Origin of the sequence: Staphylococcus lutrae, assembly GCF_002101335.1 — a bacterium.
Classification (GTDB): Bacteria; Bacillota; Bacilli; order Staphylococcales; family Staphylococcaceae; genus Staphylococcus; species Staphylococcus lutrae.
In genome coordinates this window covers 2476363-2498144 of sequence record NZ_CP020773.1, presented here as the reverse complement: position 1 = coordinate 2498144, position 21782 = coordinate 2476363, and the positions used below count along the sequence as shown (strand labels likewise).

Annotated in this window: 22 protein-coding genes; 16 read left to right on the top strand and 6 right to left on the bottom strand. The window is 37.1% G+C overall.

Annotated elements, in window-relative coordinates; genetic code table 11:
• Positions 1 to 2: 2 nt before the first annotated feature.
• From B5P37_RS11600 to B5P37_RS11585, 4 genes are all read left to right on the top strand, one after another.
• A complete protein-coding gene (locus tag B5P37_RS11600) occupies positions 3 to 1301 on the top strand; it encodes a dihydrolipoamide acetyltransferase family protein (protein ID WP_085238359.1) in 1299 nt (432 codons plus the stop codon).
• 207 nt (positions 1302 to 1508) lie between these two features.
• The gene (gene brxB, locus B5P37_RS11595; protein WP_085238358.1) at positions 1509 to 1946 is read left to right on the top strand and encodes a bacilliredoxin BrxB; all 438 of its coding nucleotides are present in this window, start codon (positions 1509 to 1511) and stop codon (positions 1944 to 1946) included.
• Positions 1947 to 1956: 10 nt separating this feature from the next.
• The gene (locus B5P37_RS11590) at positions 1957 to 2949 is read left to right on the top strand and encodes an aromatic acid exporter family protein (RefSeq protein WP_085238357.1); all 993 of its coding nucleotides are present in this window, start codon (positions 1957 to 1959) and stop codon (positions 2947 to 2949) included.
• Positions 2950 to 3107: 158 nt separating this feature from the next.
• Positions 3108 to 4427 (top strand): ISL3 family transposase, encoded by a 1320-nt coding sequence (locus tag B5P37_RS11585; RefSeq protein ID WP_085238410.1) that lies wholly within the window; start codon positions 3108 to 3110, stop codon positions 4425 to 4427.
• A gap of 224 nt (positions 4428 to 4651) precedes the next feature.
• On the opposite strand, the gene prli42 is transcribed toward B5P37_RS11585, so the two are convergent.
• Positions 4652 to 4738, bottom strand: a complete 87-nt coding sequence (prli42, locus tag B5P37_RS12010) for a stressosome-associated protein Prli42 (RefSeq protein ID WP_420852999.1) — start codon at positions 4736 to 4738, stop codon at positions 4652 to 4654.
• 187 nt (positions 4739 to 4925) lie between these two features.
• Here prli42 and B5P37_RS11580 point away from each other — a divergent pair, with 187 nt between their 5' ends.
• Positions 4926 to 6068, top strand: a complete 1143-nt coding sequence (locus B5P37_RS11580; protein ID WP_085238356.1) for a tripeptidase T — start codon at positions 4926 to 4928, stop codon at positions 6066 to 6068.
• 46 nt (positions 6069 to 6114) lie between these two features.
• The gene (gene gndA / locus B5P37_RS11575) at positions 6115 to 7518 is read left to right on the top strand and encodes an NADP-dependent phosphogluconate dehydrogenase (RefSeq protein ID WP_085238355.1); all 1404 of its coding nucleotides are present in this window, start codon (positions 6115 to 6117) and stop codon (positions 7516 to 7518) included.
• Between the two features lie 261 nt (positions 7519 to 7779).
• Here the strand turns inward: gndA and B5P37_RS11570 are convergent, their stop codons facing one another.
• Together B5P37_RS11570 and zwf are read right to left on the bottom strand one after the other, a co-directional pair.
• Positions 7780 to 8637, bottom strand: coding sequence for a helix-turn-helix domain-containing protein (locus B5P37_RS11570; protein ID WP_085238354.1), 858 nt, complete (start codon positions 8635 to 8637; stop codon positions 7780 to 7782).
• A gap of 138 nt (positions 8638 to 8775) precedes the next feature.
• Entirely contained in the window at positions 8776 to 10260 is a 1485-nt protein-coding gene (zwf, locus tag B5P37_RS11565) for a glucose-6-phosphate dehydrogenase (RefSeq protein ID WP_085238353.1), read from the bottom strand.
• Between the two features lie 156 nt (positions 10261 to 10416).
• On the opposite strand from zwf, the gene rnz reads away from it, so the two are divergent.
• Positions 10417 to 11334 carry a ribonuclease Z gene (rnz, locus tag B5P37_RS11560; protein WP_085238352.1) on the top strand — a complete coding sequence of 306 codons (918 nt, stop codon included), beginning with the start codon at positions 10417 to 10419 and terminating at the stop codon, positions 11332 to 11334.
• Between the two features lie 140 nt (positions 11335 to 11474).
• On the opposite strand, the gene proC is transcribed toward rnz, so the two are convergent.
• Positions 11475 to 12296, bottom strand: coding sequence for a pyrroline-5-carboxylate reductase (proC, locus tag B5P37_RS11555; RefSeq protein ID WP_085238351.1), 822 nt, complete (start codon positions 12294 to 12296; stop codon positions 11475 to 11477).
• A gap of 92 nt (positions 12297 to 12388) precedes the next feature.
• On the opposite strand from proC, the gene B5P37_RS11550 reads away from it, so the two are divergent.
• Positions 12389 to 13150, top strand: a complete 762-nt coding sequence (locus B5P37_RS11550) for an SDR family NAD(P)-dependent oxidoreductase (RefSeq protein WP_085238350.1) — start codon at positions 12389 to 12391, stop codon at positions 13148 to 13150.
• Here B5P37_RS11550 and B5P37_RS11545 read toward each other — a convergent pair whose 3' ends face one another.
• On the bottom strand, positions 13151 to 14062 hold the full coding sequence (locus B5P37_RS11545) for an aldo/keto reductase (protein ID WP_085238349.1): 912 nt from the start codon (positions 14060 to 14062) through the stop codon (positions 13151 to 13153).
• Positions 14063 to 14145: 83 nt separating this feature from the next.
• Between B5P37_RS11545 and B5P37_RS11540 the strand changes: the two genes are divergently transcribed.
• From B5P37_RS11540 to xerD, 3 genes are all read left to right on the top strand, one after another.
• Entirely contained in the window at positions 14146 to 14688 is a 543-nt protein-coding gene (locus B5P37_RS11540) for an NUDIX hydrolase (protein ID WP_085238348.1), read from the top strand.
• Between the two features lie 104 nt (positions 14689 to 14792).
• Positions 14793 to 15242, top strand: a complete 450-nt coding sequence (fur, locus tag B5P37_RS11535) for a ferric iron uptake transcriptional regulator (protein ID WP_085238347.1) — start codon at positions 14793 to 14795, stop codon at positions 15240 to 15242.
• A gap of 45 nt (positions 15243 to 15287) precedes the next feature.
• On the top strand, positions 15288 to 16175 hold the full coding sequence (xerD, locus tag B5P37_RS11530) for a site-specific tyrosine recombinase XerD (RefSeq protein WP_085238346.1): 888 nt from the start codon (positions 15288 to 15290) through the stop codon (positions 16173 to 16175).
• Positions 16176 to 16513: 338 nt separating this feature from the next.
• On the opposite strand, the gene B5P37_RS11525 is transcribed toward xerD, so the two are convergent.
• Complete coding sequence (locus B5P37_RS11525; RefSeq protein WP_169710818.1) at positions 16514 to 17017, bottom strand: DUF309 domain-containing protein; 504 nt, start codon at positions 17015 to 17017, stop codon at positions 16514 to 16516.
• Between the two features lie 98 nt (positions 17018 to 17115).
• Between B5P37_RS11525 and B5P37_RS11520 the strand changes: the two genes are divergently transcribed.
• From B5P37_RS11520 to B5P37_RS11500, 5 genes are all read left to right on the top strand, one after another.
• Positions 17116 to 17844: a segregation and condensation protein A gene (locus tag B5P37_RS11520; RefSeq protein ID WP_085238344.1), complete on the top strand. Its 729-nt coding sequence runs from the start codon at positions 17116 to 17118 to the stop codon at positions 17842 to 17844.
• Positions 17834 to 18376 carry an SMC-Scp complex subunit ScpB gene (gene scpB / locus B5P37_RS11515; RefSeq protein WP_085238343.1) on the top strand — a complete coding sequence of 181 codons (543 nt, stop codon included), beginning with the start codon at positions 17834 to 17836 and terminating at the stop codon, positions 18374 to 18376. The genes B5P37_RS11520 and scpB overlap by 11 nt, the downstream gene beginning before the upstream one ends.
• Positions 18377 to 19114, top strand: a complete 738-nt coding sequence (locus tag B5P37_RS11510) for a pseudouridine synthase (RefSeq protein ID WP_085238342.1) — start codon at positions 18377 to 18379, stop codon at positions 19112 to 19114.
• A 114-nt stretch (positions 19115 to 19228) separates the two neighbouring features.
• Positions 19229 to 19951, top strand: a complete 723-nt coding sequence (locus B5P37_RS11505; protein WP_085238478.1) for a response regulator — start codon at positions 19229 to 19231, stop codon at positions 19949 to 19951.
• Entirely contained in the window at positions 19938 to 21677 is a 1740-nt protein-coding gene (locus B5P37_RS11500) for an ATP-binding protein (RefSeq protein ID WP_085238341.1), read from the top strand. The genes B5P37_RS11505 and B5P37_RS11500 overlap by 14 nt, the downstream gene beginning before the upstream one ends.
• Positions 21678 to 21782: the final 105 nt, after the last annotated feature.

Here is a 21782-nt window from a genome sequence, read left to right as displayed (position 1 = left end):
AAATGGAAATCAAAATGCCAAAACTTGGAGAGAGTGTGCATGAAGGGACAATTGAACAATGGCTCGTTAAAGAAGGGGATCATGTAGAAGAATATGACCCAATCTGTGAAGTGATTACAGATAAAGTCACAGCCGAAGTCCCTTCATCTTATACAGGTACGATCACTAAACGCCTCATTGCTGAAGGTGAAACTATCGAGATAGGAACAGTGATATGTGAAATTGATGTCGATGGAGAAACAGAAACGACACCTTCAAGTGGTAACATCAGTACGTCAACTGCGACGGAATCCAATAAAAACGAAACAATAGAAGACAACACACAAACAGCACATCATACAGGGCAAACAACACCTAAAAACAATGGGCGTTATTCTCCTGTTGTATTTAAATTAGCCTCAGAACACCAAATTGACTTAACTGAAGTAACCGGTACAGGATTTGAAGGACGTGTCACAAAAAAAGATATTGAACGTTGGATTGAACAAGGGCATACACCATCCAATAAGCGTCCTCAACCGAATCAGCAAACGGAGACATCGCCACAACAAAAATCGGAAACAACACAATCGGCTTCAAAACCGACGATTTCAACTAATCAAAGAGACACGATGATTCCAATTAATGGTGTACGTCGTCAAATCGCAAATAAAATGGTTCAAAGTGTGCATGAAATTCCACATGCATGGTTATCCGTTGAAGTCGATGCGACAGAATTGACACGCACGCGACAACATTACAAAAACCAGTTTAAAGCTCAAGAAGGTTACAATTTAACCTACTTCGCTTTCTTTATCAAAGCTGTTGCTGAAGCACTTAAAAAATATCCGTTTCTCAACAGTACTTGGCAAGAAAATGAGATTGTTATACATTCAGATATCAATATTTCAATTGCCGTCGCTCATGAAAATAAATTATTCGTTCCAGTTATTCATCATGCAGATGAAAAATCAATAAAAGGTATCGCCCGTGAAATTCATGAATATGCACAAAAAGCACGTCAAAACCAATTGTCATACGAGGATATGCAAGGGGGAACTTTTACGGTAAACAATACGGGAACGTTTGGTTCAGTGAGCTCGATGGGCATTATCAATCATCCACAAGCTGCAATCCTGCAGGTGGAGTCTATCGTAAAAAGACCTGTCGTGATTGATGATATGATTGCGATTCGTGATATGGTCAATTTATGCCTTTCCATCGATCATCGCATATTAGATGGCTTCTTAGCCGGACAATTTTTAAACGAGGTGAAACAACGTATACAAAGCTATACGGTCGATCACACGCAAATTTATTAAAAATTAAAATCGGCTTTCATCTATCCACGATGGCTTAAGGACTAGGGATACGTCTTTATGATGACCTAGTCCATTTTCATAGGTGTTCTCTGTTGATTTTAAGTCATTGGCACACCGATTAATCATACAACTGCCGATTCTTTGCAGTTGTCATTAACCTTTAGTAAAATGAAATTATCTGTCAAACGATATTGGAGGAATGTTGAAATGGATTTAAATTTCGATCTTTACATGAATAATATTGTACAACAAGCACGATCAGAAATGGATCACGCTGGATATGAGCAATTGACAACTAAAGAAGAAGTCGATAATGTGTTTAAAAAACAAGGGACAACGTTAGTAATGATTAATTCAGTATGTGGTTGTGCAGGCGGTATTGCACGTCCAGCAGCGACCCATGCGCTACATTATGATAAACGCCCTGATCGCTTAGTTACAGTCTTTGCAGGACAAGACAAAGAAGCGACACAACGTGCTAGAGATTATTTTGAAGGATATGCACCATCCAGCCCTTCTTTTGCTTTGATGAAAGACGGTAAAATCACTGAAATGATAGAGAGACACCAAATAGAAGGTCATGACACTATGGATGTGATTACACAGCTCCAAAGTCTTTTTGATCGTTATTGTGACGAGAAATAAGGCGCACATGATGTTACGTATAAATCCATATCGTATCGGGTTTAGAACGATTAAAACCGCAATAGGGATGGCACTAGGTGTAATTATCGCTCAGTTATTAGGGCTAGATAATTATGCTTCTAGTGCTATTTTAGTCGTCCTTTGTATTAAAGACACTAAAATGCATTCTGTACACGCGATTGTGTCTCGTTTTATTTCTTGTTTGATTGCTATTGGCTTTGGTTGGCCGATCTTTTCACTTTTAGGTCAACACGCTTGGGTGCTCGGCTTAATCGTCCTCTTTTTTATCCCCGTCACGGTCATGATAAACATGCAAGAGGGCGTTGTAACAAGCATTGTCATCTTACTCCACTTTTTCAACGCAAGTACCATTAATGGCGCATTAGTCATGAATGAAATCATACTTATCAGCGTCGGGTTAGCTATTGCTTTTATAATGAATACCATTATGCCTAACTTGGACCGTCAATTACTGAAATATAAACGAGAAATAGAATCCCAATTCAAAAGCATTTTCTACGCATATAGTTCTGCCTGTGCCCTTCACAACAATCGCCCCGATGTTACTTTTACATCATTAGGACGTACAATACAAGAGGCGAAATCGTTAGCGTTTAAAGATGTTAAAAACCATTTTGTACGGAATGAAAATAGCTTTTATCATTATTTCGATATGAGGGAAGATCAATTAGAAATTTTAAAACGCATTAAAAATCACATCGAACATATTTCTGCAGATGATGTGATGAGTTGCCGTGTTGCACAATTATTTACAGAAATGGCTGAAAATGTGAATGAAAAAAATTATACCGCCTTACGATTACACACGTTATATCAAATTCGGCTTGAAATCGATCAACTTCCATTACCTGAAACACATGACGCATTATTAACACGTTCCAGTATGATTCAGATCTTATATGATACTGAAGAGTATTTAACGCTCAAATCTAAATTCGGTTCATTAAAAATGCATCATGAAATAGAGAAGAAAGTCCTTTGATTGTCTTTAAGAAACACCGTAAAAGTTTGGTTCTATACTTTTAACGGTTGGTGAGTTTTTCACTGGCCGTTATTTTTGTTTTAAATACAAAAATAGCACAAATACCTCTATAATTGTAAGTGACTAAACCAACAAATTAAGGAGAGATATTCGTGCCTATGTATAATGATATATCAGAAATGATTGGAATAAAAGTATCAAATTTAAAAATCACTGAATGTTTAGGTATTCAAACCTTCAAGAACGTTCAATCATTGTTTTATAAAGGGATGTTAACTTATCAACCTAAAGGTTGTGAGTGTTGTGGTATCAAGAATGAGCAACACACAGTTATTAAAAATGGCTTTCGCAGTACAAGAGTGTATATGGGGCTTATTCTTGAAAGACCTAGTTATCTTGTTTTAAAAAAGCAACGCTTCTATTGTAAAGCTTGTGGTCAAACTTTTACGGCTAAAACACCATATATAGAACCGCGTTGTACAATTTCTAATGACGTAAAACTAATGGTGACGAGAAAGCTCGCCACTGTCATATCTGAAAAAGATATAGCGAATAGTGTTTTAGTTTCACCTTCAACTGTTCATAGATATTTGAAAGACCTAGGGGAAGCAGTAAAAACACAACCTAGTGATATATTGCCCCAACATTTATCCTTTGATGAATTTAAGTCAACTAATGATGTCGACAGCTCTATGAGCTTTATATACTGTGATAGTATCACGCATGATATTATTGATATCTTGCCAGATCGACGTAAGTTCAAGTTGGAAGAATACTTTTTAAGATTCTCAAGAAAGCAACGTGAAGGAGTTAAAAGTGTTTCTATTGATATGTATCCACCATACATGTCGCTAATTCAATCATTATTTCCCAATGCAGATATTATCTTAGACCGTTTTCATATTGTTCAAGCGGTTAACCGTGAAATCAATCACAGTCGCGTTAAAACAATGAATAGTTTTAAGACTAGAGAAAAACCCAAGTACAATAAATTAAAACGGTATTGGAAGCTTTTATTAAAATCTCCAATTGAATTAGACAGAGTCCATTATCACTCGTTCAGACTTTTTAATACATGGCATAGTCAGTATAGTTTAGTACAATTCTTGTTAACTTTTGATGAAGAATTCCAATTAACGTATGAAGCAGGACATCATATTCTAGAAACTCTAAGATCAAATAACATTGAACAATTAGAGGAAGCATTACAACGTTCGAAGAGTTTAAATATTTCAAATGGACTCAAACGTGTTGTTAACACACTCATAAAATATATACCTTATATTTCAAATACGATTCAAAATCCTCATTTGACCAATGGTCCAATTGAAGGTATTAACAATAAAATAAAGCTTATTAAGCGTGTCTCTTATGGTTATAGAAATTTTTATAACTTTAGAAATAGGATTTTAATTATTTCAAGGTTATACGTGAGTGAATATAAAAAACGTACTAAGCAACAAAAAATTGCCACTTAGTACGATATTTCTTCACCAACCGACGTTGACAAAGAGCCAAAAGTTTGGATATCAACCTCAACATAAAAAGAAATGACTGTGCCTAACACTTTTGCTCAGTCATTTCTTTTTGTTTATTGTTTCGAAAACCATACTTTAAATCTTTTTTGATGCGATTTATAGTATTTCAATGAACGTTTTAATATGCCCCAATTCTTTTTTAATTACGACATACGTGTACACATTTACATATTTAATAATGGTGCGACACCTGTCAAAATCAATGCAAGTACGATGGCAACTAGCATGACGATAATTAACACTTTCCGCATTTTTTTGTTTAACACGATTTTTGCCTCCAACTCTTTCTTAAAACATATTATTTCGAATTAAACAAATTATAACATTCATTTTAACGAACGCCAAAGGTTATTTACAATATGATTAATAAGTAACCTTGTTTTGCATTCTCCTCAAATTCCGATAAAATTAATATAGAACATGTGAGAAGGTGAAATGATGATAAATAAGGAAAGATTAGTACAAACGTTTTTAGAACTCGTTCAAATTAATTCAGAAACAAGTCAGGAAGGAGAAATTCAACCCATTTTAAAAGAAAAGTTTCTCAATCTGGGCTTAACTGTCATTGAAGACGATGCAAAAGAAAAGACTGGTTTTGGAGCCAATAATTTAATTTGTACATTGGCGGCGACTCAAGATAATGCGGATAAAATATATTTTACCAGTCATATGGACACAGTTGAACCTGGTCAAAACGTTAAACCGATAATCAAAGAAGATGGCTATATTTACTCAGATGGGACGACAGTCCTCGGTGCAGATGATAAAGCAGGATTAGCTGTCATTTTTGAAGTGTTACAAGTGATTCAAGAACAACAACTCCCACATGGCCAATTACAATTCGTCATTACAGTCGGGGAAGAATCAGGGCTCGTTGGTGCAAAAGCGCTCAATCAAGCAGATTTAGATGCGGATTACGGTTTTGCGATTGATTCTGCGGTCCCTGTTGGTGATATTACCATTGGTGCACCATACCAAATGAAAGTGAATGCAACGATTCATGGCAAAAAAGCGCATGCTAGCACACCTAAAGAAGGTATCAGCGCAATCAATATTGCCGCTCATGCGATTAGTCGAATGAACCTCGGCCAAATTGATGAAGTCACAACTGCAAATATTGGGAAATTTCAAGGCGGTGGCCCGACAAATATCGTGACGGATTTAGTCCAGATTTGGGCAGAAGCACGCTCTCACGATAAAGGCAAACTCGACGCACAAGTGGATCATATGAAGAAGACATTTATGCAAGCGGCTGAATCACATGGGTGCCATGCTGAGGTTGAAACGGAATTATCTTATCCAGGTTTCCGCATTGAGACGACAGATAGGGTATACAAAGTGGCTGAACAAGCTTCAAAAGCATTGGGATTTGATATGCATGCCGATATCGGCGGTGGAGGATCAGATGGCAATATCATCAATCAATTGGGAATTCCAACAGTGATCTTAGGTGTAGGCTACGAAAAAATTCACACGACAGATGAACGCATTTCGAAACAATCCTTATATGATTTAACGCATTATATTCTTAAAATTATTGAAACGGTTTCACAAGCTAATAACAGATTTCAGACACAATAATGTGGTACAATGAAGCCATAATTTATTATAAGAGAGGTTACGTATAATGACACAACAAATCGGCGTAGTAGGTTTAGCCGTAATGGGAAAAAACCTAGCATGGAATATTGAATCACGAGGTTACAGTGTATCTGTATACAATCGTTCTGCTGACAAAACAGATTCGATGATTGAAGAATCAAAAGGGAAAAACATTGTACCGACTTATTCAATTGAAGCGTTTGTCAATTCTTTAGAAAAGCCACGTAAAATTTTATTAATGGTCAAGGCTGGAGAAGCAACTGACAAAACAATCGATAGCTTATTACCTTTATTAGATCACGACGATATTTTAATTGACGGTGGTAACACGAACTACTTAGATACGATTCGTCGAAATAAAGCATTATCAGAAAGTGGCATCAACTTTATTGGTATGGGTGTCTCTGGTGGAGAAGTCGGCGCATTAACGGGGCCATCATTAATGCCTGGTGGTCAGGAAGCTGCCTATCACAAAGTGGCAGATATTTTAGAATCTATCTCGGCTAAAGCTAAAGATGGAACACCTTGTGTCACTTACATTGGTCCAAATGGTGCAGGCCACTATGTTAAAATGGTGCATAATGGGATTGAATATGCAGACATGCAGTTAATTGCGGAAAGCTATATTATGATGAAAGATTTATTAGGCATGTCCCACAATGATATTGCTGAAACATTCCAATCATGGAATGCTGGCGAATTAGAAAGCTATCTTATTGAAATCACTGGTGATATTTTCACAAAACTTGATGAAGACGGAACGCCTCTTGTAGAAAAAATTATGGACAAAGCTGGACAAAAAGGGACAGGAAAATGGACGTCTATTAATGCATTAGAGCTTGGTGCCCCATTAACGATTGTGACAGAATCCGTTTTTGCACGCTTTATTTCTTCTTTAAAAGACCAACGTGTAAAAGCATCACAAGTTTTAAATGGTCCTACTGCGACATTCAACGGAGATAAAACGGCATTTCTTGAAAATATTCGTCGTGCATTATACATGAGTAAAATCTGTTCATATGCGCAAGGTTTCGATCAAATGAAAACAGCGAGCGAAATGAACGAGTGGCAACTTCAGTTAGGTGAACTTGCGATGATTTGGAGGGAAGGTTGTATCATCCGTGCACAATTCTTGCAAAAAATTAAAGATGCGTATGATAACAACCGTGATTTGCAAAACTTGTTATTAGATGACTATTTCAAAGGCATCGTTACAGAATATCAAAGCGCACTTCGTGAAGTTGTGGCAACAGGGGTTCAAAATGGTATCGCGCTCCCTGGATTCGCTGCAAGTATCAATTATTATGACAGTTACCGAACAGAAAACTTGCCTGCAAACTTAATTCAAGCGCAACGAGACTATTTTGGCGCGCACACTTATCAACGTAAAGATCAAGAGGGAACATTCCATACACATTGGACAAAATAAACCCCTTTATGCGAAATTGAGTTGAAGCATCGCCATTTATTGGTTATTCGTTCTCTCATACCACCGAGCATCCAATTCCGTCCTCGGTGGTTTAATCGTATTACACAATAGTAAGGAAGAGGTAACGCCTCATCTAGCGCACCTAAAAAACCAGCGAAGACGTCTTAACAACACCTTCGCTGGTTTTATGTTTGGTTACAATCAAATCCCTATTTTTAATGATACAAACAAAATAGGGCATCCATCACACGTAACCAACAGTTAATTTTCATCAATATTTACAGGAATACATAATTGCACTTTTGTAAATGCATCTTCAAAAGAAATGTCTAATGGGTAAATTTCTATGTAAAGTGCATCACGTTCAAAAGGGAGTAACAACTGTAGAGAAGTCTCAATATAATGCCATGCTTCACTTGTCACAAAATCAATTTCACCTTGAAGATTAAATAAAGCGTATTGACGATGCGCTAAATAACGATCTTCTAAATGACCTGGAAAACGTTCACTCGGAACCCCAACAAAAATCTCTAGACCCTCATCAAGTGGGCAACTAATCACAAACAACTCATGGGGTGCACGATCGTTATATCGTATCATATCCTTTAAAGTCCCATCGACTTTCAAATCTTCAAGAAAATCCGGAATAATAAAATGATTTTCTAATTCAGCTGATGGAATAAAACGTGAGCAACCAACCAGTGAAAAATCACCGAGTTCCTCTAATCGATAAGGATAGGGCTTTTGTGCGGTCGTAGATAACTTCAAATAAAGTCGTTCCTGCATTTTGAGTTGCTCTTTTTTTAATTTAGCTTGTAAAGGGGAGACCCCGTGATAATCACTAAAATCATGCGCAAATGCATTCGTGTCTGAATATTGATACCGTTTGGCGAGATCAATCAACCGATTCGCACCATGTATCAAATCTTTTGCAGCAAGCGTTAATCGTCTCGCTCTACAATATTCCTGTGGCGTTTGTCCAATGATCATCGTAAAAGATTGTTCTAAATGATAAGGAGAAATTTCAACGTACTCGCTTAACGTTTGTAAATCAAACGGTTCTAAAAGATGATCTTCAATATAAACCATTGCGCGTTGTAAATGTTTGATGACGTCCAAAATTTTCACTCCCTATAATCGTAAATCTGTTCCGTTGATCATATATCTAATTATTGATTATATAACAAAAAACAGCTAAGCGACACTAAAATATGTATCACTTAGCGATTGATTGAACGACGATGACTCACATTTGATTTATTGAATATCATTCCACCATTTAAAGCCATCACGACTTAAAAGTAAATCACTTTCTAATGGACCATTTGTACCTGAATCATAGTTTGGAAATTCTGGTTCAAAATGATCCCATGCTTCTTGAATGGAATCAACAAACTTCCAAGTTGATTTTAATTCTTCCCAATGCGTAAAGTTTGTGGCGTCACCTTTTAATACGTCATATAATAAGTTTTCGTAAGCATCTACCGTGTTCATTTTATCTTGTGCACTCATCGCATAAGACAATTGGACAGGTTCCGTTTCAATGCCTTGGACATATTTTTTTCCATTCAGATGTATCGATACACCTTCATTGGGTTGAATATTAATAACTAATAAGTTTGAATCTAAATGCTTATCTTTTTGGTAATACAAGTTCATCGCGACTTCTTTAAATTCAACGACAACTTGAATGGATTTTCGTTTCATTCTTTTACCTGTACGAATATAAAATGGAACGCCTGCCCATCTAAAGTTGTTGATTTCAACTTTTCCTGATACAAATGTAGGTGTTTTTGAGTCAGATGCAACCTTATCTTCATCACGATAAGCGCTCACTTCTTTCCCATTGATAAACCCTTGATCATATTGTCCTCGAACAAATTGATTTCTCACTTCTTCCGGTTGTAAAACATGCAATGACTTTAGTACTTTGACTTTCTCAGCACGAATATCGTCACTATTCAAACTGATTGGTGGTTCCATGGCTAACAGTGCGACCATTTGTAACATGTGATTTTGCACCATATCTTTCAATGCACCGCTCGTTTCGTAATAGCCACCACGATCTTCTACACCTAATATTTCTGATGAGGTCACTTGAATGTTGGAAATATATTTATTATTCCAAAGCGGTTCAAACATCGCATTACTAAAACGTAACACTTCAATATTTTGTACCATGTCTTTACCTAAGTAATGATCAATCCGAAAAATCTCTTCCTCTTTAAAAGAGCCTCGAATTTGTTCATTTAATTCTTCGGCCGATTTCAAGTCACTGCCAAAAGGTTTTTCAATGACCAAACGTTTGAAACCCTCTGTATCCGTTAAACCTGAAGACTTTAAATAATCTGTAACGACACCAAAAAATCGAGGCGCCATCGCTAAATAAAACACTCGGTTGCCTTCCAACGAAAATTCACGATCGAGTGACTGACTCAATTCTAATAATTTTTCGTAGCTGGCCTCATCACTGACATCATGAGGTTGATAGAAAATATGCTGCATAAATTTATCCAAATGTTTTGTATCTTGTACGTGGGCCTGAATAGAAGATTTAACTTGCGCTCTAAAATCATCGTTTGTTAATTCACGTCTTCCGATACCAATAATCGCAACTCTTTCATCTAAATTATCTTGTTGATATAAGTGAAAAAGTGATGGAAATAATTTGCGGTGACTTAAATCGCCGGTTGCACCGAATATTGTAATAAGTGCTGGGACATGATTGTTTGTCTTATTCAAGATTCAAAACCTCAATTCTTATTGTTAATTCACAGTTTTTTTATGTGTTTATTATAAATCATATCCCACATTTGGTCATATATTCTGCCTTAAACTTAAAAATTTAGCGCTTCAAAGTTCTTTTATGTTAATATAGCGCTAAAGGAGGAACGATGTATGGAAATTACATTTTTTGGTACAAGCGCCGGATTACCTACAAAGGAGCGCCATACGCAATCCATCGCATTAAAACTTGAACCGTATTCTACTGACGTATGGTTGTTTGATGTCGGAGAAGCAACGCAACATCGCATTTTACACCACTCAATTAAACTTGGCCGTGTAAGTCACATTTTCATAACACATATGCATGGCGATCATGTCTTTGGTTTGCCCGGTGTGTTGACAAGTCGTTCTTTTCAAGGTGGTGAGTCGAAACCACTGACCGTTGTCGGACCTAAAGGAATAAAAGCGTTTATTGATCAAAACCTTGCATTAACATACGCACATTTGAATTATCCGATACATATAATAGAAATCGACCAGCAACTCGATTTGGTTTTGAATCATTTCGAAGTCATGGCACGCCCACTTAATCATGGGATCCCTTGCTTTGGCTATCGTATACAAGCCCCACATACGCCAGGGACGCTCGATGTCGCGAAACTTCAAGCGATTGGCATGCCACCGGGACCATTGTATCAACAAGTCAAAGTACAAGATACATTCGAATTTAATGGTCAAATTTACGATGCCCATCTGTTTAAAGGTCCAGAGAAGAAAGGGCAGGTGATTACAATTTTTGGCGATACCAAACCGAGTCAACAAGCACTAGCATTAGCCAATCATGCCGATGTCCTCGTACATGAATCTACCTATATTGACGGTGATAAAACATTAGCAAATAGTTATCATCATAGTCATATTGACGATGTGCTGACTTTGGTGGAAGAAGCAAAGGTGAAGCATGCATTGTTAACCCATATCAGCAATCGATATACTAGAGAAGATGTCGCGCGAATTGAATCTGAAATTAAAGCCAAATCCACATTATCATTCCAGTTTGTAGAAGATTACGATTGTTATCAATTTTAATTCTCTATTATTCATAGTAGATGTCAAAGTGAAGGACCAAATTGAGGCAACAAAGCATATAAAAACAAAAGAAGTGACACCGTTTTACATCATATTTAACGGCGTGACTTCTTTTATTTTCACAAAATAAGTTTGATCATTTATGATGAGGGGTCTTCTTGATTCGCTAATTCAATACTTCTATTGACAGCCGCAGTGAGACAATCTGCAAAAATCCCTTCAATATCATACTGCGACAATGCGTTAAGTCCTGCTTGAGTAGTGCCACCTTTAGATGTAATATTTTTCCTTAATTGCTCCATACTTAAGTCCGACCGCTCAATCATTTTACTTGTTCCGATGATTAACGCTTTAATCGATTCTTCAACTTGCGATTTTTCTAAACCGAGCTGTGTGCCTGCATGAACATATTTTTCAAAAACGTGATACAAAAAAGCTGGACCGCTTCCTGTAATTGCAGTGACTTGATGTAAATGCGCTTCTTCAACTTCAATAGCCGTACCAAATGCATTGATAATTTCTAAAATTTCATCTTTTGATTGCGCCTCAAAATGAGGTGAAAAGCTCACACCTGTGACAGAATGACCGACATGCGCATTCGTATTCGGCATAATGCGCGCAATAGGTTGAGTCGTATTAATTTTTTCTTCAATATATGAGATAGGGAGGCCCGCCATAATCGAAATAAATTTATTGTTCGGTTGAATGTGATTTTTTATTCTTTCAGCTAATTGATTAAAATCATGAGGTTTCGAACCTAAGAACACATAATCCGCATCTTTTAATAATGAAGCGTCATCATAGCTGTAACGTACCCCTAAAGATTCTGCATACGACTTTAACATCTCTTCGTTTGAACGATTCGTTAAATAAATGTTTTCGGCAGGTACAATTTGCGCATTGACAATACCTGTAAAAATTGCATGCGCCATATTCCCAGAACCATAAAATACAAGCTTCATATCAGTCATCACTTCCTAAAAGTATTTTCTTAATTTATAGTAACATATAAGATGTTAACATTGATTTTGAATTTAAATGGGGGACTAAAAAAATGAAACAAGGCCATTTTTTACTCACTGGTGCAACAAGTGGATTGGGCTTTGCAATTGCTCAATCTTTATTGAACGCGCATTATACTATTACACTGATTGTCCGTGATGTAAACAAAGCGCGAGCATTATTTCCAAACCAAGACCTTCAAATCATCGAATGCGACTTAACAAATATGCATGACGTCCTTAACCTTACGCAATATTTCAATTCGGAGACACGATTCGATGGGATGATTCATTGTGCTGGTTTAGGTTACTTTAAAAGTATACTCGCACACGAACCACACGAAATTTTACAAACGTATCAAGTCAATATGATCCATTTCTCACTGTTACTCAATCAATGCGCCCCTTATTTGGTTAAAAATCCATCCATTGTTGGTATTAGTAGTCAAGCTGCATTTGCTACACAACCCTATGCTGCACATTATGGCGGAAGTAAAGCCGCGTTAAACCATATGTTGAATGCATTGCGGATCGAACAACCCCATTGGCATGTGTTAAGTGTCAATGTCGGACCTATCCGCACGCCTTTTCACGAAAAAGCGGATCCTTCAGGTCAATATGCTCAAAAAATGCGTCACATCATGCTTGATACAGATCAATTAGCTGGCCAAATCTTACAAGCGATACAACAGCGTAAATCAGAATTGAATGTCCCCAAAGTCATGCACCTACTTTTAAAACTATATCAACTGGCACCACGTTTACTGGAGAAATACGGACGTCAATTTTTCTTAGGTAAACGTAGAAAAGAATAATTACATCTCCCAATGCGCTTCATATTGTAATGCTTTCACACTTCGCTTCGCTTGATCTAATCGGTGCGTTGGCACCTCTGCTCGATATGATTGTGCGTTTTGTCGAACTTGTTCAACCGAACTTGCGCCAACAATGATCGATCCGAGAACATCAAAAGATTTTAAATACTGCATTGCAAGAGGGGTTAATGCTTCATTCATTTCTTTTAATGTAGTGACTGTAGCTGAAAGTGCATCATAGCTATAATCAAACACCCCGTTTTGAAATTTTTGTGCTAATACACGATCAGCGTTTGGGGTTAATAATCCTTTAAACACTGGACCTCGTGCAAGTAACTTCACACCGCATTGTTGAACTTCATCTAATAATGGCAATGGACGATTGTCAATCAAATTAAATTGCGACATTAACGTTTCGATTTGACTATGTTGCAAATAGTAACGAATGACGTTAGGGCGAATAGAAGAGAGGCCATACGCACGAATCACACCTTCTTGTTTTAGTTCATCAAAAGCACTAATCGTCTCATCCAGTGGATCATGGATTGTTCCACCGTGTAACATATATAAATCCAGTGTCTCTATCCCTAAACGTCGCAAAGAATTTTTTACATTTTCTTTAATGTAACGTTTAGAAGGATCCCAAAATGTTTCACCATTCTCTTTTAAATGATTCCCAACTTTAGTTCCGACGACAATATCCCCTCTATTTTGATATTTTTTTAGAGCACGGCCCACAAGTGTTTCGTTGATACCTTTATCATAAATATCAGCGGTATCAAAGTAGGTGATTCCTTCTTCGATAGCGGCATCAATGATATGCATGGCTTGTGTCTCATTCGTTCCTAAGCTCATACAACCTAATCCGAGTTCAGATATTGCTATCCCACTTTTTAATACATTTTTTTGCATGATGAAACTCCTTTCGATAGAATTCATATATATATATTTATCATAGCAAACCAAATGACGAATTGAAAAGGAGCATCATAACTATGCAATTTGAAGAAAAAACACTGTCAAAAGAATGCATTTACAAAGGGAAGATTATAGAAGTTGAAAAACATAAAGTGACTTTACCAAATGACGCCACTGCATTTCGAGAAGTCGTGAAACACCCCGGTGCCGTAGCCATTTGTGCACTCACACCTCAGCGTGAAGTGATTCTCGTCAAACAATACCGTAAAGCAATGGAGCAAGTCCTATTAGAAATCCCTGCAGGAAAGCTAGAACCTGGGGAAGATCGGGTAGAAGCAGCGATGAGAGAATTGGAGGAAGAAACCGGTTTTAAAGCTAAAAATATCACTTTAATTGGGGAAGTTTACGGGTCGCCTGGCTTTTCAGATGAGAAAATATCCATTTACTTCACTGATATGCTAGAACAAGGGACAGAAAAATTGGATGACGATGAATTTGTTGAGAAAGTATTTTATTCTATTGAAGCGGTTGAAAAAGCGATTCGTTCGCATCATATTGAAGACGCAAAGACCCTCATTGCTTTTCAATACCTATTATTACATTATAATCATTCTAAATAATAGGAGAAAAATGGTTGCTTTTTTTCTCAATTACTGGTAATTTATAACAAGTAAACCTATCAATTTGTAATAATTATAATTTTCAGTAGAGGAGTGAGGCTTCCGTGGAGGAAAGACTAAATCGCGTGAAGCAACAGTTGCAACAGTCTTCATATAAATTAACACCACAACGTGAAGCAACCGTACGGGTATTAATCGAAAATGAGGCTGACCATCTTAGTGCCGAAGATGTGTATTTAAAGGTGAAAGAAAAAGCACCAGAAATCGGATTAGCAACTGTTTATCGCACGTTAGAATTATTAGCCGATTTAAAAGTTGTTGACAAAGTGAGTTTTGGCGACGGCGTATCACGGTTCGATTTAAGAAAAGAGGGGTCAAAACATTTCCATCATCACCTTGTATGTATGGAGTGTGGTCGTGTAGATGAAATTGATGAAGATTTGCTTCCTCAAGTCGAGGAGCGTGTCGAAAACGAATTTAACTTTAAAATATTAGACCACAGACTAACATTTCATGGTATTTGCGAAACATGTCAAAAAGAGGGAAAAGGCTAACCATCCATTTTCATGAAAGCTGTGGATGAGAATTGAGGTCATCAAATGGAAGAAATACGAGATGAATATTTGCGGTTTATTCAAATAGAAAAAGGCTTATCCCAAAATACGATTGCAGCATATCGTCGAGATTTAAATCATTATTTGTCATATTTGGCCCTTCATAAGGTTACGAATTTAAATTTTGTTCATCGCCAAATGATACAAGAATGGTTTGGTCATCTTCATGATGAAGGGCGGTCTACAAAAACGATTGCACGTTTTACTTCAACGATTAGAAGTTTTCACCAATTTGCACTAAGAGAGAATTACACTTCCCATGATCCTACCGTACTGATTGAAACACCGCAATACGAACGTAAACTTCCTGATGTATTGTCCATTGCCGAAGTTGAGCAATTACTCGTCACACCAGATGAAGGAAGAATCAATGGTTACCGTGATAAAACCATGCTTGAACTGCTATATGCAACAGGCATTCGTGTGTCCGAACTGATTCATATTGAAGTTCAAGACATCAATTTAATGATGGGTTTCGTAAAAGTTTTTGGTAAAGGTAATAAAGAACGCATTATTCCGTTAGGCGAAACAGTGATTGATTGTTTAACCCATTATATGCAACATATCAGACCTCAACTGCTGAAACATACGGTCACCCATGTCCTATTTTTAAACTTGCATGGCAAACCTTTATCGAGACAAGGCGTTTGGAAAATCATTAAACAAACAGGGCTCAAAGCGGGAATCTCAAAACGGTTAACACCGCACACGTTGCGCCACTCATTTGCGACCCATTTGCTAGAAAACGGTGCCGACCTTCGCGCTGTGCAAGAAATGTTAGGCCATTCTGATATTTCCACGACACAACTTTACACACATATCACTAAAAATCAAATACGCAAAGTTTATCAAAACTTTCATCCTCGTGCCTAAATTAAGCAGTATTTTAATGGCCCATTTGAAATATACAATTCGTTTTTTCATGCGGAGGACAGAACAATGAAAACGAGACGTTGACATCCTTTCTACATTTCAAATCGTCAGATGTTAGCACATCGGCACACACAACGATCCCATGAACTTCTGGCGAGTGTCTCATTGTACGCGCCTCCCATTTCACCTTTAATGAAATCTACGCGCAGTGAAGCAAACCGGCTTCCCCCGTACCATCGTACTATAAGCCGAACGGTATCATGCGTTATGACGAATAACAACATATCATGTAACCATACGCCCTATCTTAATCCCGGCTTTCATTCTCAATAGATAACTTATTGTCGACGTTTTTCATATGCAGCCATACGTGCAGCAATAACTTCTGAACGATCTCGAAGTTGATGATGATGTAAAATGAATGGTGTTTGTACAACGTTCTGTGTCACTTCAAAATGTGGGTAATGGTGTTGAATCGTATTCATCATATTTGCGGTCAACGGTAAACAAACTGGATAAAACGGCTTTTGCTGTCCAGCATCTTGTATTAATTGGAGCAGCATCTCGAAATATATCTCAGAGTTCAACCCTAAAATTTCCCACGTCTTCTGAGGGTGTTTGATACTGATTTGATAGGCTTTTTTAAATGATTTATGTGCACCTTTAAAATTTCCCCTACGATAATGATAGCAACCCGTGGCGAGTAAAATTAAACCGACAACGGCATCTCCTTTTGAAAAGGATTGCTGCATTTTCCATGCTTCCTCTAAAATATCATGACAGAGAAAATAATGTTGTTCATAATGAAATTGGTAATAGTAGTGAAGCAAGTCCTCTTCCATTATTGAATCACTCCAATCATTTATTGTTATACATAAAACATGTTATAATATTTTTTGTTATGATGCACATTACACGCGTTATGAAATGAGGTACACCCATGTACGAAGTGAAATTAGATGCTTTTAATGGTCCACTCGACTTATTATTGCATCTTATTAATGAATTTGAAATTGATATTTATGATATTCCTATGCGTGCCTTAACCGAGCAATATATGCAATATGTGCACGCAATGAAAAAGTTAGAAATTAATATTGCGAGTGAGTATTTATTAATGGCCTCTGAGTTGTTAATGATAAAAAGTAAAATGCTCTTACCTGAACCAACACCTGAGTGGATTGATGAGGAAGATCCGCGGGAGGCATTGGTCGAAAAACTCATCGAATACCAAAATTTTAAAGCGTATTCTGAAATGCTTGAAGAGAAACGCTTGGAACGTGAACATTATTTTACAAAACCGCCGACAGATTTTTCACATTATGAACAATCTGAACGGCTTCCAGATCATACAACGTTAGATTTAACAGATTTGATTGTTGCTTATCAGAAAATGAAGACACGTGTTTCATTAAAAAAGCCGACCAGTGTCAATATACGTAAGGAAACGTATACCATTCAACAGTCGACGACGTACATTTATGATAAATTAAAATCTGTACCAAAGCTTACTTTTTTTGACCTATTTTCATTTAATGAGTCAATCGAACATGTTGTCACTCATTTTCTCGCTTTGCTTGAAATGTCAAAAACAGGAATCATACAACTGCAACAAGTACAAGCCTTTCATAATTTTGAAATCATCAAAGGAGTTAACTATGACGCTTAATCTATCTGAGGCACTCACTGCTGTGCTATATGCTGTAGGAGAGGACGGGATTGATGAGTATCAATTAATGTCGACACTTAATGTTGACAGTACCACGCTCAACACAGCGATTGATACACTTAAAATACCAGGTTTGATGATACAAAAATTTGGACAAACCTATGTCCTGACAACCCAAAAAGAGGCTGAACCTTACATTGAATCACTCATCGTCAATAAAGCTTCTGCTAAACTGTCTCAAGCCGCAATGGAAGTTCTCGCCATTATTGCATATAATCAACCTATGACAAGAAATGATATCGAACTCATTCGTGGGATTCAATCTGACGGTCCAGTTAAAACATTGATTGCGAAAGGACTCATCGAAGCACGAACGAATCCTGAATCAAGAGGACAACAATTATTTACTACAGATTTATTTTTAAATGTATTTGGGATGGAAAGTCTTGCATCACTGCCAACGACGGATGACGAGGAAGAAGAGATAGAATCGTTTTTCAGTCAATTGGTTAATCAGAAGGGAGATTCATAAATGAGTCAAGATCTAGAAAGATTACAAAAACGTATCGCAAGTAGCGGTTATACATCTCGGCGCAAAGCTGAAAAGTTAATACAAGAAGGAAAAGTACAAGTCAACGGAGAAACGGTCACTGCGTTAGGTACAAAAGTACGACCATCTGATCGTGTCAGCGTTGAAGGTATTCCGCTTGAACAAGAAGATAAATTATATATCTTATTCTATAAACCCGCACAGGTGATCACAAGCGTTTCCGATGACCGAGGTCGCCAAGTCGTAACAGATTATTTTGATGATCTTGATACACGTATCTATCCAGTAGGGCGCTTAGATTATGACACATCAGGTTTGCTCTTGCTGACAAATGATGGCGCTTTTACAAATTTAATGACGCACCCCCGTTATAAAATACCTAAAACCTATGTCGCTAAAATTGAAGGCTACATTTTGAGAGAACAAGTGAAACAACTTGAAAAAGGGATTCAATTAGAAGACGGGATGACGCAACCCGCAAAAGTGAAAGTTAAAAAACAAAATAAAGAAAAAGCAACTTCATTGGTAGAAATTACAATTACAGAAGGCCGAAATAGACAAATCCGTCGTATGTTTGAACATTTTGGGTTTAAAGTACAAAAATTGTCTCGCGTCTCATTCGGTCCACTAACTTTAAAAGGGTTAGGTGCGGGAGAAGGCCGTGTGCTTTCCCCTCATGAAGTAAAATCATTACGTCACTTAGCTGAAAATGGACAGTAGGGAATGAATGATAAAGGGCAGCATGCTGGCTATTGTTTTATTATATTCCCTGTTATCAATATGATATAATATGTTTTAGTTAGTAATGTCACCATGTGTGGGAGGTATGTCATGATGACTAATGAAATCTTAGTCGTAGATGATGAACATCGTATTAGAAAATTATTAAAGCTATATTTAGAAAGAGAAGGCTATATCATTGACGAAGCCAGTGATGGTCGGGAAGCTTTAGAGATGGCAACAAAGCATGATTATTCATGCGTTTTGCTAGACTTGATGTTACCTGAACTCGATGGACTTCAAGTTGCAGTGAAATTACGTGAATTAAAAGATACACCTATCATTATGCTCACTGCAAAAGGTGAAGAAAACAATCGGGTTGAAGGCTTTGAATCTGGAGCTGATGACTATATCGTCAAACCATTTTCACCGCGTGAAGTCGTCTTGCGAGTAAAAGCGTTATTGCGCCGTACAGAATCTAGTAGAGCCGAGCAAAATGAGCCTCATGCACGTGATATGATTGAATTCCAACATTTAGTCATTGACAACGATGCACATAAAGTTTTAGCGGACGATACGCCAGTCAATTTAACACCTAAAGAATATGAGTTACTGATTTTCTTGGCGAAAACACCGAATAAAGTTTTCGATAGAGAACAGCTTCTTAAAGAAGTATGGCACTATGAATTTTATGGTGATTTGAGAACAGTGGACACACATGTCAAACGATTGCGTGAAAAATTAAATCGAGTTTCTGCAGATGCAGCTAAAATGATACAAACCGTTTGGGGCGTAGGTTATAAATTTGAAGTGATTAAGTCTGATGAAACGACTTAATAATGTTGTCGTAAAACTGTGGTTAACTATTATTTTAATAGTAACGACAGTTTTAATTTTATTAAGCGCTGCGCTGATTACGTTTTTTCAATATTATTTCACGCAAGAAACTGAAAATTCTCTATATAAAAACGCCAAAAATGTCCATCATGTTCTACAAAAAAATGATAATCGCAAACTTGCAATTGAGCATAGTGAAGCTTTATTAGAAGACAATAAAGGATTAATCATTTTACCGGATCGTGCAAATATGAATCAAAATGACGCGATCAAACAAAAAATGTTAAAAGAAATTAGCCAAGGGAAAAATTTCGAACGTGTACTTAATGAAAACAAACCTGAGTTATATCATGTGACATTTGATATCGAAGGGAAAACACATACCTTTATGTTGTTAGGTTATCCTTCTAAAGGGGAGAATCAACAAGCGTCTGTCATCTTTATTTACCAAGATTTAAAAAGTATTGACGACACGACTCATATTATTACAATTATTATATTAATCACCGCTGTCATATTTTTAGCAGTTACAACGGTATTTGCTTTTTTCTTGTCTACTCGAATTACCCATCCTTTACGCCAATTAAAAACACAGGCAAAAGAAGTTGCTCGTGGCAATTATGTCAAACGTGTTCCAATACAAACCCGTGATGAAATTGGTGAATTGGCGATGACATTTAATAAAATGAGCAGAAGTATCCAAACGCATATCGATGCACTCACCACTTCAAAAAACGTAAGAGACACACTGATTAACGCGATGGTTGAAGGCGTGCTTGGCATTAACCATAAACGAGAAATTATTATTTCAAATGCATTAGCTGAGCGCATGCTTGAATCTATGGGCACTGCTGAACGAGAAGTCTTTGATCGACAAGTAGAAGACACATTTTCAAGTCAGAAGACAGAATACAGAGAATATGAAATGCATCAGCGATTCTATGTCATCATTATGAGCCATATTGATAAAATCCAAACCAATGGTCAAGGCGGGCTTGTGGTCATTGTACGTGATATGACGAATGAGCATGAACTTGAACAAGTCAAAAAAGATTTTATCGCAAGTGTCTCACATGAATTACGTACACCGATATCTTTATTACAAGGGTATACTGAATCCATTGTGGATGGTGTAGTGACTGATCCAGATGAAATCAATGAGTTTTTAACGATTGTCCTCGATGAATCAAAACGTTTGAGTCGGCTTGTGAATGAACTGTTAAATGTTGCTAAAATAGATGCAGAAGGCCTTAATGTGACACAAGAAGTTCAACCGATGCAAGAATTAATCAAAAAAATGTCTTCAAAATATCGTTTACAAGCTCAAGAACTTGAATTAAATCTTGACTTTCAAATGGATGGTGAAATGACAGCACCTTGGTATTACGATTTCGATCGAATGGAGCAAGTTTTAACGAATCTTGTCGATAATGCATCACGTTATACGCAACCTGGAGATACCATTTCTATCCAAGCGACTGCAAATAAGGATTACCAAATTTTAACGGTTGAGGATACAGGCGTTGGAATTGCCCCTCAACATCTACAAAAACTTTTCGAACGATTTTATAAAGTCGATTCCGCACGTAAACGGGGGACTCAAGGAAGCGGTCTTGGCCTGTTTATCACACGGATGATCGTCAATGCGCACGGGGGACATATTGAAGTGAAAAGTAAGTTGGGTGAAGGAACGCAATTCACCATTCAATTACCTAAAAAACCGTAAACGCATCACATCAATCTTTCTTACTCGCGTTCAGCAAAGATGTACAATACATCTTACTGAACGCTTTCAATTTGTTCTAATCGTTGTGAAATAACCTAAATCCGT